Here is a 13,152-nt window from a genome sequence, read left to right as displayed (position 1 = left end):
ATATTGAAGAACCAAGAAATTAGAATAGAAGGTGCTCGTGCACATAATTTAAAAAACGTCAGCTTAAAAATTCCTAGAGATAAGCTCGTTGTTATGACTGGATTGTCTGGGTCGGGTAAATCGTCTTTAGCATTCGACACTATTTATGCGGAAGGACAACGCCGATATGTAGAATCATTATCCGCCTATGCAAGACAGTTTTTAGGGCAAATGGATAAACCGGATGTTGACGTAATAGAGGGACTTTCACCGGCTATTTCCATTGACCAAAAGACGACGAGTAAAAACCCACGTTCTACCGTAGCGACTGTTACGGAAATTTATGATTATTTAAGGTTGTTATTTGCACGTGTTGGAAAGCCAATCTGTCCTACACATGGAATCGAGATATCCTCTCAAACGATTGAACAAATGGTTGATCGATTAAATGAGTACCCGGAAAGAACAAAAATGCAAGTACTAGCGCCAATAGTTTCTGGACGTAAAGGAACGCATGTGAAATTACTAGAAGATATGAAAAAGCAAGGTTTTGTACGTATTCGAATAGATGGGGAAATCAGAGATCTAGACGATGATATAAACTTAGATAAAAATAAAAAGCATAATATCGAAGTCGTTATAGATCGAATTGTGATGAAAGAAGGAATTGCAGCAAGACTCAGTGATTCATTAGAATCGGCCTTGCGTCTAGCGGATGGTCGAGTATTAATAGATGTAATGGAATATGAGGAAGTTTTGTTTAGTGAACATCATGCATGTCCGATTTGTGGATTTTCAATTGGCGAGCTAGAACCACGCATGTTCTCGTTTAACAATCCGTTCGGTGCATGTCCAGATTGTGATGGTTTAGGAACGAAACTTGAAGTAGATCCAGAACTCGTTGTACCCGATAAAAGTATGACCTTGGAAGAAGGGGCAATTTTAGCGTGGCAACCAACAAGCTCTCAATATTATCCGAAGTTATTAGAAGCTGTTTGCAAACATTATAAAATCAAAATGAATGTGCCGGTCGAAAAATTGCCAATCGATCAGTGGAATAAAATTATGTATGGATCTGGCGAGGACAAAATTCGTTTTCGTTATGAAAATGAATTCGGACAAGTACGCGACAGTCTTATTCAATTTGAAGGAGTATTAGCAAATATCGAACGCAGATATAAAGATACGTCCTCTGACTATATTCGCGAGCAAATGGAAAAGTATATGGCACAGCATGAGTGCCCTACTTGTAAAGGATATCGCTTAAAAAAAGAAACACTGGCAGTGAAAGTGAATTCGATGCATATTGGACAAATATCACAGTTTTCGATTACCGAAGCAAATAAGTTTTTCCATCAATTAACTTTGTCTGAAAAAGATATGCAAATTGCCCGATTAGTATTAAGGGAAATTGATGAACGACTAGGATTTTTAGAAAACGTTGGACTGGATTATTTAACTTTAAACCGTGCATCAGGTACATTATCTGGTGGAGAAGCGCAACGAATTCGTTTGGCCACGCAAATTGGTTCAAGACTAACAGGTGTATTGTATATTCTAGATGAGCCATCTATTGGTTTGCATCAGCGTGATAACGATCGATTAATTGAGACATTAAAAAGTATGCGTGATATTGGAAATACGTTAATTGTAGTAGAGCATGATGAAGATACGATGATGGCCGCCGATTATTTAATCGATGTTGGACCTGGTGCGGGTATTCGTGGTGGAGAAATTGTTGCTGCAGGAACACCTGAAGAAGTGATGAATAATGAAAACTCGCTAACCGGTCAATACTTAAGTGGAAAGAAGTATATTCCTTTACCAATCGAGCGAAGAAAACCCGATGGACGATATATTAAAATCAAAGGTGCAACTGAAAATAACTTGAAAAATGTCAATGTAGATATTCCATTAGGCGTATTCACAGCGGTAACAGGCGTATCCGGCTCTGGAAAAAGTACATTAGTGAATGAAATTTTATATAAATCACTTGCATCCAAACTAAACCGTTCCAAGGTTAAACCGGGTGCAAATAAAAGTGTAGAAGGAATCGAACAGTTGGAAAAGGTAATTGATATTGATCAGTCACCAATTGGACGAACACCAAGATCAAATCCGGCTACATATACAGGAGTATTTGATGATATACGCGACTTATATGCAGCAACAAACGAAGCAAAAGTAAGAGGATATAAAAAAGGGAGATTCAGTTTTAATGTAAAAGGTGGACGTTGTGAAGCATGCCGCGGAGACGGAATCATTAAAATTGAAATGCACTTTTTACCGGATGTCTATGTTCCTTGTGAAGTATGCCATGGGAAAAGGTATAATCGAGAAACATTAGAAGTACAATACAAAGGGAAAAATATTGCAGAAGTACTAAAAATGACAGTGGAAGACGGATTAGCATTTTTTGAAAATCATCCGAAAATTAGTCGAAAACTACAAACGATTGTCGATGTTGGATTAGGTTATGTGGAGCTAGGTCAACCAGCAACTACACTTTCGGGAGGAGAAGCGCAACGCGTCAAATTAGCTTCTGAATTGCATAAACGATCCAACGGCAAAACATTTTATATTTTAGATGAACCGACAACAGGTTTACATGTAGATGATATTGCCCGTTTACTTGTTGTACTGCAACGTCTTGTAGAAAATGGTGATTCTGTTCTAGTTATTGAGCATAACTTGGATGTTATCAAAACCGCTGATTATATGATTGATTTAGGTCCTGAAGGTGGGGACAAAGGTGGGACTATAATAGCGTTTGGAACACCTGAAAAAATCATCGAAGCAAAAAAATCTTATACTGGTAAGTACCTAAAGCCTATTCTTGCGCGAGACCGAAAAAGAATGGATGAAGTCGTTTTAGAAGCTTCTGCGAAGAAATAACTAACCGTTCAATCATAAATGAAACTTTATGCAAGTTTAATCGTATTAAATAGGGTAAGTAACTCGTTTTATATTTTAAACTTATGAGGAGGCCTTTCACTATGCAAGAAGAACGAAAACGTATTTTAGATATGGTTGAAAATGGCACAATTACCGCACAAGAAGCATTGGCATTATTAGAGGAGCTTGGAAAACAGTCTACAACAATCATTTCACTAGACAAGGAAGAGCCAAAACAAGAACAGACAAATGGACAAAACAAGCACCAAAGCGCAGATTTTATAGAAGATTTAAAACGTGATTTCACAGTAATGGGCGAAAGATTTATGCAGTTCATGCAAGGAACTGTAGATAAGATGAAGGAATTCGACTTTGAAATGCCATTTGGTGAGCCAGTTGTTTTCGAAGAAAGTTTAGTAAAAGAACAAGCGACTTTCGAGGATATTTCGGTTAATATAGCGAATGGTAAAATTGAAATTCTCCCGACAGAAGAAACTTATGCTCACGCAACGGTAAAAGTAAAGTCCTTCAAAAACTCAACAGAAGAAGAAGCAAAAGCACGTTTCGCAGAAGAATTTATCTTTACTACAGAAGGAAATAAATTACGTGTATACAGCTATATGAAAACAACTTCTGTCCAAGTAGCGCTCTTTGTACCGAAACAAACCTATAATCATATTTCGGCACGGTTGTTCAATGGAGAATTTTCTGCAAAGAATATAGAAGCAAACTCTTTTAAAGTAAAAACAACGAACGGCAAAGTAACTTTAGATGCATTAACGTTCAAAAGAGCAGATATAGAAACGGTAAATGGATCAGTCCAAGTGCAACATGTTGTGGGGGATTCAATCGAAGTTGAAACGATGAATGGTCGAATTTATGTAGATGGAAAGCTGAAAGAATTGGAAGGTTCTTCGGTTAGTGGGCATGTAATTTTAACGACAAAAGATAAGGGAGCACGTAAAATCGAAGGAACTGCAGTTGCAGGAACGGTAGAATTATACGTACCTAAAGATGTGTCGCTAAAAGGAGAGACCACTACCCAACTAGGAAAAATTGATGTACAACTGTCAGATGTCACGCAGCTTAACCAATCCGAACAATTGTTGAACAAAAAAGTAGGATTTACGAAAGTAGTGGATTCTGAAGCAGAGCCACTAAGAGTATATGGAGACGCCAAAACAGGATCTGTTGTTGTGCGTTATACTGTTGATAGTGAGTAATAATCGTTCAAAAGCCGCAAGGAGCATAGCGCTTCTTGCGGCTTTTGTTATTAGGAGAATATTTACATTGGATAAAACTCTACAAAAGGTATGGAGTAAATCACTATTTAGGGAAACTACATGGTAGTGTGTTGACTAGTGACCGCTATGATTTTCGCTGCAGGACGGACGCTTTCCGTGGGGTGAGTGATGAGCCTTCACCGCCGCTAGCGCGTACGTTGTGAAGTCTCATCTTACTCAGGCAGAGGAATAAAGGCTAAGAACGCCACATCGTGTGGCAACGCCTTCGCGACCAACATCCTGTTGGCCTCCACTGGGGTCACCGCCTGCAGTGAAAATAAATGGCAAATGCTTACTTATAGAGATCTAATATTAACAATAAAAGGTTGGAAGAGACAATATCCACAGCGAACGCGACAATGCACACCTCGAACGCGACAATAAGGCAGCTGAACACGATAAACCAGTCGAGTATATGCCGGCCAGGCGTGTTCGACGGGTTTTAAGACATATAATTCCTATAATATGTCGGAATTATAGTTGTCTCACATCGAGTACACTTGCCATTTTGAGAATTGGTTGCTTTCACCGACAATTTGGTTGCTCTCGTGCTGATTTAGTTGCTTTCGTAGGAGAACTGGTTTCTCCCAGTCATCGGTTGGTTGCCCTAAGCCATTTATTGGATGAATGCAATGGAAAAACCGGTTGAAATTTTGTTTTTTAACAGGATGATATTGATAATTGGGAAATTTTTTTTGATTTTCGCTACAGCCGTCGACTCCTGCCGGATGAGTGGGCTAATGAGCCATCCCAAGGTACGCCTGAGGGCGGCGGGGATGGCTCATCGCTCACCCGGCGGAAAGCGTACTGCTGTAGCGAAAATCACAGCGGGCACTTCATTCGCCTCACTACCAAGCAGTATCCCTACACTACGCAATACAAAACATTTATACATCAGTGCAATATTAAAATCCGGCAACTTTTAATAAATAGTTAAGCAAAAGATAAATGAATACAAAAAGAATGACTAATCATGCTAAAATAAGAACTATGTGTAGAAAGAAGCGGGAAAGGAGTGGAGAGATATGCCTCATGTGACGACAAAGGATATTAAAGAAAAGTTCAATCTTTCATTAGTAAGTGGGGAGGAAGGAATTGGGCGCCACGTTGCAATTAGCGATATTTCTCGACCAGGGATTGAGATGGCGGGTTATTTTACTCATTATCCATCCAATCGTATTCAATTAATGGGGAAAACAGAAATTTCATTTTTTGCATTATTAACAGCAAAAGAAAAAAGCGAGCGCATGATGAAATTATGTGCATCCGATACACCTGTCATTATCGTATCGCATGGAATGGAAGTACCGGAGGAGTTAATTGCTGCTTCCAACGAGAACTCAGTTCCTGTTTTAACGACGAGTATGCCGACTACTAGATTTTCTAGTATGTTAACCAACTTTTTAGAGAGCATGCTTGCTCCAACGACTGCCGTACATGGTGTATTAGTAGATATATATGGAGTAGGAGTTTTAATCACTGGTAAAAGTGGCGTTGGTAAAAGTGAAACAGCACTAGAATTAGTGAAAAGAGGGCATCGTCTTGTAGCGGATGATTGTGTGGAAATTAGGCAAGAAGGCGAAGAGACACTTGTTGGTAGTGCGCCAAAATTAATCGAACATCTTCTGGAAATACGTGGACTCGGTATTATTGACATTATGACGCTTTTTGGTGCAACTGCTATTCGAAACTATAAGCGAATTACATTAGTGATCGAGCTTGAAATATGGGATGAGAAAAAGACCTATGATAGACTTGGTTTGGAAGAAGAAAAAATGGAAATTATTAATACTGCAATTACAAAATTAACCGTTCCAGTTCGACCAGGACGAAACTTGGCTGTTATTATTGAAGTGGCAGCGATGAATCATCGATTGAAACGAATGGGGATTAATGCTGCAGAAGACTTTGCCAAACGATTAGACGATGTAATCGGGCAAAATGGTGAAGCAAATTATTAATAGGCAATTGGAAGGGAGTTTCATATGAATTTATTACAAGCAATTGATCCGGTGGCTTTTTCACTTGGATCTTTAGAAGTGCGTTGGTATGGAGTGATTATTGCATTTGGGATAATAATCGCATTTTTAGTAGCACAAAAAGAGATGGTGAAACGTGGATTTCATCCAGATTATTTAACTGATTTACTTATTTGGGCTGTACCAATCGCAATCATTAGTGCTCGTATATACTATGTCATTTTCAAATGGGATTTTTACGGGCAGAATCCGGGGAAAATCATTGAGATTTGGAATGGTGGAATTGCTATTCACGGTGCATTAATCGGATCGTTCTTAACTGCTTATTTCTTTACGAAAAAGAGAGGCACTTCTTTTTGGAAAGTTACGGATATTGTAGCACCTAGTATATTAATTGGACAAACAGTTGGGCGTTGGGGAAATTTTATGAACCAAGAAGCGCATGGTGGAGAAGTAACGAGAAGCTTTTTAGAGAACTTAAAGCTTCCAGACTGGATTATTAACCAAATGTATATAGATGGTAAATACTATCATCCGACGTTTTTATATGAATCGGTATGGAATTTAATAGGAGTTATTATTCTCATTCTTCTTCGTAAAGTAAATTTACGTCGTGGGGAAATGGTCTTGTTTTATTTAGTATGGTATTCTGTGGGGCGCTTCTTTATAGAAGGAATGCGAACAGATAGCCTTTATTTAATAGGAGATTTACGACAAGCACAAGTTATTTCATTAGTAACGATTGTGATTGCTATTATTTTGTTTGTATATAGAAGAATGACGGTTAAACCGGTCGTTCGATATCAGGATAAGTAAGAAAGAAGGGGGAACGTATGGGAACGTTAAAAAGGGGGCTATTTGCAGGCCTGAAAACGACGTGGACATTAAGTAAAATCATTTTTCCTATTACTTTATTGGTAGTTATTTTACAATATACTCCCGTTCTACCGTGGATAATCGATTTAATCTCACCATTTATGGGTTTACTTGGACTTAGAGGAGAAGCCGCAATACCTCTTGTTTTAGGAAATGCATTGAATTTGTATGCTGGTATTGCTGGAATTCTTTCGCTGGAGTTAACTGTGAAAGAAGTGTTTATATTAGCAACGATGTTATCTTTTTCGCATAATATTTTTATAGAAACAGGCGTTGCACTTCGTGTAGGCGTAAAGCTTTGGGTAGTATTAGTCGTTCGTTTTGGATTAGCTATTTTTTCGGCAATGATTATCAATTTAGTATGGCAAGGTGGCGGAGAAATTGCTAAGTACGGTGCAATTACTGCTGCCGAGAAAATACCTAATGGTTGGGGAGAGATTATTTTACTGGGCTTGCAAAAAGCGACTTTTGGTGTTTTACAACTTGCGCTAATTGTTATTCCATTAATGATTATTATTCAGGTTCTAAAAGATCGTAATTATTTGCAAAAGTTTTCTGAAAAGATTGCTCCATTTACGAAAATTATTGGCATTCAACCAAATGCGTCTTTGACACTTGTTGCAGGTCTTACTATAGGTCTTGCTTACGGCGCTGGTGTAATGATTCAAGCAGTGCAAGAGGATGGTGTAAGTAAAAAGGATGCGACCCTTGCCTTTATCTTTTTAGTGGCATGTCATGCTGTCGTGGAAGATACGTTAATCTTTATCCCGTTAGGGGTTCCAATACTGCCTTTATTTTTAATAAGATTAGCGACAGCATTTGTATTGACGATAATTGTCGCGTACATATGGCGTAAATCGGAGCAAAGAAAACAAGAGGAAGTGGTAACGCTATGAAGAGAAAAGCCTACAAAGCACTATTGTTTGATTTTGATGGAACATTATTAGACACGAATAATCTTATAATCGAAAGTTTTTTACATGTTTTGGGAGAAAAATTTCCCGGGAAATATGATAGGGATAGTGTTTTACCATTTCTCGGACCAACTCTGCATGAAACATTCCATTCCATTAACCCAGAACTAACAGAATCACTCATAGCCGCTTATCGTGCATGGAATATTCAACACCATGATGAGATGGTTGTGCCTTTTGATGGGGTTGTCGAAACATTGTACAAATTAAAAGAAGAAGGTTACAAACTAGCAGTCGTATCGACAAAAAGAAGAGAAATGATTGATAGAGGCATTAACCTGATGAAATGCGAGACGTTATTTGACACAATCATCGGATTAGACGATGTAAAAAATGCCAAACCAGATCCTGAGCCAATCGAACTTGCACTCGAAAAACTTGGTGTGGGAAAAGAAGATGCATTAATGATTGGTGATAATTCACATGACATCGTAGGTGGACAAAGAGCAGGAGTAGATACAGCTGCTGTCGCATGGTCCGCAAAAGGTGAAGCTTTTCTAGCAACTTATTTACCAACTTATATGATTCAACATATAAGTGAGCTTCTCGATATTGCCAAAGGTCAGACGGTATGAGAAGAACGGAAAGGTATCCTGTGAGTGGTGCGAATTCGTTATGGCATGTGTATGATACAGTTCCTTTTTGGAAAGTCGTGAAAAACTTTATCTTTATACAAGCAGCGAGATACTCTCCATTTTTAAGTTGGAAAAACTTTTTTTATCGTGTATTTCTTAGAATGAAAATTGGAAAAGAAACGTCTTTTGCTTTGATGGTGATGGTGGATGTAATGTTTCCAGAACGGATTAAAGTAGGAGATAACACGATAATTGGCTATAACACCACGATATTGGCACATGAATATTTGATAGATGAGTATCGGATTGGTGATGTAATTATTGGCGATCGAGTGTTAATTGGAGCCAATTCTACAATTTTACCCGGAGTTACGATAGGGAATGATGCGATCGTGTCTGCAGCCACCCTTGTCAATGCGGATGTTCCAGAAGGTTGTTTTGTCGGAGGTAACCCAATGCGCATTATTTATACGAAGGAACAAATGATCGAACGAAATAATAAGTAACGAACTAAGCTATTCTTCATGTGGAGGATAGCTTTTTTTTACTTTAGGACAGAGTGATGACTATTCCTATTGATTGTAAGGTGGGAAGCTATTTTGCGATTTAGAGTGAGCATCTTGCGATTATCGACAACGATTTTGCGATTTGAGGTGTGTATCTTGCGACTCCCAGCGGCAACCTTGTGATTCGAGGTGTATATCTTGCGATTGGCCTCTTATTGCGTAAAAGCTTTAGAAAACTATGTACTTTTATTTTTCTTACTATTCTAAAAGGAAGAAAGGGATAGATTGACGAAATGAATAATATAGGATAAAATCTATATAATTCAACGTATTAGTACTCTAGTAAGATAAAGTGTATTTAGGAGGGATGAAATGGGTAAAATTCAAATGTTCGAGAAACCTCTGGGAATGAGAGATTCGTTTCCGGAAGTAAATGAACAAAAAGAATATATACGATCGACAGCAAGAAACTTTATACGAAACAAAGGATATGATTTTATCAAGACACCGTCTGTTGAGTATTTCGAAACAATCGGAAAGGCTTCCGCAATTGATGAATCATCCCTATTTAAACTAGTAGACAATCAAGGAGAAACACTTGTATTGCGTCCGGATATGACAACACCTATCGCAAGAATTGCAGCTTCCAAATTGTTGAAAGAAAAAAATCCATTAAGATTAGCCTATTATGCAAATGTATTCCGAGCACAACAACGAGAAGGTGGTCGTCCAGCGGAGTTTGAACAACTAGGATTGGAGTTAATCGGTGATTTCAGCGCATACGGCGATAGTGAAATCATTCATACGGCAGTAGAGCTTGTAAAAACGCTTGGGGTGGAAAGTTTTCGAATTACGATTGGTCATGCAGGATTATTAACGGCGTTTCTAACGAATAATACAAATACAGAGGAGCAAGTAGACGCACTAAGACAGCTATTAGTAGAAAAAAACTTTGTGGGATTCGAACAAAAGTTGGACGAATTTGCTTTATTAGAAAAACAAAAAGCGAACCTTATAAAACTAATAGATTATACGATTGACTTTAAAACCTTTGAAAACTTGCGACCATTTTTAACGGATGAACAGCAATATTTAATAGATCAACTAGAGCAGTTAAAACGCTTATTGGAACTTCAATTAAATGATCCGTCCATTGTCTCTTTCGATTTCTCACTTGCCAGTCATATGAGCTATTATACGGGAATGTTGTTTGAGATTTATGCTGCTGGAAGTGGGTTCCCGATAGGAAATGGCGGAAGATACGATGAATTATTCCAGCAATTTGGCGAACAAGTAGGGGCTATCGGATTTGGAATACGTGTAGACAGACTTTTGGAAGTTTTACGAAAAGATGTTGTAGAAGAAAAGCAAACACTTATTTTATTTACTGAAGGTGCCTATTTGAAAGCTAATGTGCTAGCGGAAGCGAGAAGGAATATTGCGGAACGTGTAACGCTTCAATACATAGAAAGTGTCTATGACTTGGATGTGTATAAACAAAGTTTTGATGAAGTACTAATTGTCTCAGAAGGTGGTTCTTTACGTGAATGAGTTAACAATTGCGATGCCAAAAGGGCGTATTTTCGAAGAAGCATATCAATTATTTGTGGAGGCTGGGTTTAATCTACCACAAGAGATTAGTGACTCTAGAAAGCTGATTGTCGAAGCACCGGAGGAAAGAATTCAATTTATTTTAGCGAAGCCAATGGATGTTCCCGTTTACGTAGAACATGGGGTTGCGGATATTGGTATTGCAGGAAAAGATGTGCTATTAGAACAGCTCCGAGATGTACATGAGTTACTCGATTTGCATATTAGTAATTGCTATATTGCGACTGCGGGGCTTCCTAATACGACCATGAACGAAATAGCACCACGAGTTGCGACAAAATATCCGACCATTGCTACGAACTTCTATAAAGAAAAGGGAGAGCAAGTGGAAATTATTGAGCTTAATGGTTCGATTGAATTGGCGCCGATGATTGGGCTAGCTGATCGTATTGTGGACATCGTTTCAACCGGTCAGACTTTAAAAGAAAACGGGTTAGTTGAATATGAAAAAATTGTGGATATATCCTCTCGTTTGATCGTCAATCCTGTAAGTTATCGTGTAAAAAGTGAACGCATCCGGGAATTTATTACACAATTAAAAAATGAATTGGTTAAAAGGTAGGGGAGTCCTATGAAAATAGAAAAGCTTACAAATACAATTTCTTTGCAACGTTCAGTGGAACAAGCAAACGAGAATCACTTAGAGATTGTGCGTGAAGTAATCGAGCGAGTGAAAAAAAATGGCGATGAAGCCCTTTTTACATATACGGAAAAATGGGACGGTGCAAAACTTTCTTCTTTACGAGTAACAAGAGAAGAAATGGAAGAGGCATTTGCTAGCTTTGATCCACAATTGATTGTAGATTTGGAAGAAGCGGCCGCTAATATTCGTGCATTCCACTCTCAGCAAGCACGACAAAATATAGATTTTCCATTAGCTAAAAATTCCTATATTCAATATAAAATTTCAGCCCTAGATGCAGTAGGACTTTATGTCCCTGGAGGCACCGCTGCGTATCCATCATCGGTTTTAATGAATGCAATCCCAGCTATTGTAGCTGGTGTGAAACGAGTAGTCATTGCATCACCGCCGTCAAAAGATGGAAAGCTTCCAGCATCTGTATTAGTTGCTGCTCGTATTGCTGGTGTGACGGAGATTTATAAGGTTGGAGGGGCGCAAGCGATTGCTGCTCTAGCTTACGGAACAGAAACGATTAAAGCAGTCGATAAAATTACAGGTCCAGGGAATAGCTTTGTAGCACTTGCGAAAAGAGAAGTTTTCGGGAAAGTAGCCATTGATATGATCGCAGGTCCAAGTGAAATAGCGATAATAGCAGATGAAACAGCTTATGCAGTTGAAGTGGCTTCGGATTTATTGGCACAAGCCGAGCATGACAAATTTGCGAGTTCGGTATTAGTTACAACGAGTGAGAAACTAGCAGAACAAGTGTCAAAAGAAGTAGAAAAACAATTGAAGCAACTTCCTAGAGAAGAAATTGCTAGAGCTTCTATCGAAAACTTTGGCTGCATCTATATTGCCGAATCATTAGAACAAGCGGTTGCTGCGATTAATGAGCTTGCACCTGAGCATTTAGAAATTATGACAGAACATGCAGAAGCAGTTTGCGACAAAATCAATCATGCCGGTGCCATTTTTATCGGTAGATTTAGTAGTGAACCGGTCGGGGATTATTTTGCAGGAACGAATCATGTATTACCAACTAATAGCACGGCACGATTTTCTAGCGGACTATGTGTCGATGATTTTGTAAAGAAAACGAGTGTTGTCTATTATTCAGAAGAAATGTGGCAAGAACAATATCCAAAAATCGCTCGCCTTGCAAGGTTGGAACAATTAGAAGGACATGCGCGCTCGGTCGAATCGAGAAGTTGGGATAAGGGGGATTCAAATTGACAAGCAAAAGAACGGCTAAAATAGAAAGAATGACAAATGAAACAAAAGTGTGGGTGGAAATAGATTTAGATGGGGAAGGAAAATCGGAAATTGATACGGGCGTTCCATTTATGGATCATATGCTTGATTTATTTACAAAGCATGGCTTATTTGACGCAACGATTAAAGCGAATGGCGACACACATATCGACGATCATCATACAACGGAAGATATAGGAATCGTCCTAGGTCAAGCAGTAAAAGAAGCACTAGGGGATAAAAAAAGCATCAAACGCTACGGAAATGCATTTGTACCAATGGATGATGCCTTGGCGCAAGTAGTGATTGATATTTCAAACCGTCCGCATTTAGAATTCCGTGCACAATTTCCTACACAAAAAGTGGGCAATTTCGATACAGAACTTGTACATGAATTTTTATGGAAATTTGCTTTGGAAGCGCGGATGAATGTGCATGTGATTGTACATTACGGAGTTAATACACATCATATGATTGAAGCTATTTTTAAGGCACTAGCTCGTGCAATTGATGACGCAATTACGAAAGATGAACGAGTGAAAGGTATACCTTCCACAAAAGGACTGCTTACATAAGAAAAGTAAAAGAGCCGCGGTCTAGA

General features: G+C 38.6%; 12 protein-coding genes. All 12 read left to right on the top strand.

The window, feature by feature from the left end:
- Positions 1-3: 3 nt before the first annotated feature.
- The 12 genes from uvrA to hisB all read left to right on the top strand — a co-directional run bounded on the left by uvrA (position 4) and on the right by hisB (position 13,126).
- Complete coding sequence (gene uvrA, locus AC1DFT_RS02395) at positions 4-2,874, top strand: excinuclease ABC subunit UvrA (RefSeq protein ID WP_477917265.1); 2,871 nt, start codon at positions 4-6, stop codon at positions 2,872-2,874.
- Between the two features lie 101 nt (positions 2,875-2,975).
- Positions 2,976-4,097 (top strand): DUF4097 family beta strand repeat-containing protein, encoded by a 1,122-nt coding sequence (locus AC1DFT_RS02390; protein ID WP_477917263.1) that lies wholly within the window; start codon positions 2,976-2,978, stop codon positions 4,095-4,097.
- Positions 4,098-4,789: 692 nt separating this feature from the next.
- A complete protein-coding gene (locus AC1DFT_RS02385) occupies positions 4,790-5,083 on the top strand; it encodes a hypothetical protein (protein ID WP_477917261.1) in 294 nt (97 codons plus the stop codon).
- A 99-nt stretch (positions 5,084-5,182) separates the two neighbouring features.
- Complete coding sequence (gene hprK / locus AC1DFT_RS02380; RefSeq protein ID WP_477917259.1) at positions 5,183-6,118, top strand: HPr(Ser) kinase/phosphatase; 936 nt, start codon at positions 5,183-5,185, stop codon at positions 6,116-6,118.
- Between the two features lie 24 nt (positions 6,119-6,142).
- Positions 6,143-6,952, top strand: a complete 810-nt coding sequence (gene lgt / locus AC1DFT_RS02375) for a prolipoprotein diacylglyceryl transferase (RefSeq protein ID WP_477917257.1) — start codon at positions 6,143-6,145, stop codon at positions 6,950-6,952.
- Between the two features lie 17 nt (positions 6,953-6,969).
- Positions 6,970-7,908 carry a nucleoside recognition domain-containing protein gene (locus tag AC1DFT_RS02370; protein ID WP_477917255.1) on the top strand — a complete coding sequence of 313 codons (939 nt, stop codon included), beginning with the start codon at positions 6,970-6,972 and terminating at the stop codon, positions 7,906-7,908.
- Complete coding sequence (gene ppaX / locus AC1DFT_RS02365) at positions 7,905-8,561, top strand: pyrophosphatase PpaX (protein WP_477917253.1); 657 nt, start codon at positions 7,905-7,907, stop codon at positions 8,559-8,561. The genes AC1DFT_RS02370 and ppaX overlap by 4 nt, the downstream gene beginning before the upstream one ends.
- Positions 8,558-9,067: an acyltransferase gene (locus tag AC1DFT_RS02360; RefSeq protein WP_477917251.1), complete on the top strand. Its 510-nt coding sequence runs from the start codon at positions 8,558-8,560 to the stop codon at positions 9,065-9,067. The genes ppaX and AC1DFT_RS02360 overlap by 4 nt, the downstream gene beginning before the upstream one ends.
- Before the next feature lie 372 nt (positions 9,068-9,439).
- Entirely contained in the window at positions 9,440-10,618 is a 1,179-nt protein-coding gene (locus tag AC1DFT_RS02355) for an ATP phosphoribosyltransferase regulatory subunit (protein ID WP_477917249.1), read from the top strand.
- Positions 10,611-11,240 carry an ATP phosphoribosyltransferase gene (gene hisG, locus AC1DFT_RS02350; RefSeq protein ID WP_477917247.1) on the top strand — a complete coding sequence of 210 codons (630 nt, stop codon included), beginning with the start codon at positions 10,611-10,613 and terminating at the stop codon, positions 11,238-11,240. The genes AC1DFT_RS02355 and hisG overlap by 8 nt, the downstream gene beginning before the upstream one ends.
- A 9-nt stretch (positions 11,241-11,249) precedes the next feature.
- Entirely contained in the window at positions 11,250-12,533 is a 1,284-nt protein-coding gene (gene hisD / locus AC1DFT_RS02345; protein ID WP_477917246.1) for a histidinol dehydrogenase, read from the top strand.
- On the top strand, positions 12,530-13,126 hold the full coding sequence (hisB, locus tag AC1DFT_RS02340) for an imidazoleglycerol-phosphate dehydratase HisB (RefSeq protein WP_477917245.1): 597 nt from the start codon (positions 12,530-12,532) through the stop codon (positions 13,124-13,126). Before hisD ends, hisB begins: the two co-directional genes overlap by 4 nt.
- The last annotated feature ends 26 nt before the right edge of the window (positions 13,127-13,152 follow it).

The organism is Psychrobacillus sp. 05T411, assembly GCF_056396485.1.
The sequence above is the reverse complement of the archived record's forward strand: the minus strand, read 5'-3'. Positions and strand labels throughout refer to the sequence as shown.

Excerpts from the sequence above, each read along its gene's own strand:
- lgt (WP_477917257.1), top strand. The coding sequence starts at position 6,143 with ATGAATTTATTACAAGCAATTGATCCGGTGGCTTTTTCACTTGGATCT.
- AC1DFT_RS02370 (WP_477917255.1), top strand. The coding sequence starts at position 6,970 with ATGGGAACGTTAAAAAGGGGGCTATTTGCAGGCCTGAAAACGACGTGG.
- AC1DFT_RS02360 (WP_477917251.1), top strand. The coding sequence starts at position 8,558 with ATGAGAAGAACGGAAAGGTATCCTGTGAGTGGTGCGAATTCGTTATGG.
- AC1DFT_RS02390 (WP_477917263.1), top strand. The coding sequence starts at position 2,976 with ATGCAAGAAGAACGAAAACGTATTTTAGATATGGTTGAAAATGGCACA.
- AC1DFT_RS02355 (WP_477917249.1), top strand. The coding sequence starts at position 9,440 with ATGGGTAAAATTCAAATGTTCGAGAAACCTCTGGGAATGAGAGATTCG.
- hisD (WP_477917246.1), top strand. The coding sequence starts at position 11,250 with ATGAAAATAGAAAAGCTTACAAATACAATTTCTTTGCAACGTTCAGTG.
- AC1DFT_RS02385 (WP_477917261.1), top strand. The coding sequence starts at position 4,790 with ATGGAAAAACCGGTTGAAATTTTGTTTTTTAACAGGATGATATTGATA.
- hprK (WP_477917259.1), top strand. The coding sequence starts at position 5,183 with ATGCCTCATGTGACGACAAAGGATATTAAAGAAAAGTTCAATCTTTCA.
- ppaX (WP_477917253.1), top strand. The coding sequence starts at position 7,905 with ATGAAGAGAAAAGCCTACAAAGCACTATTGTTTGATTTTGATGGAACA.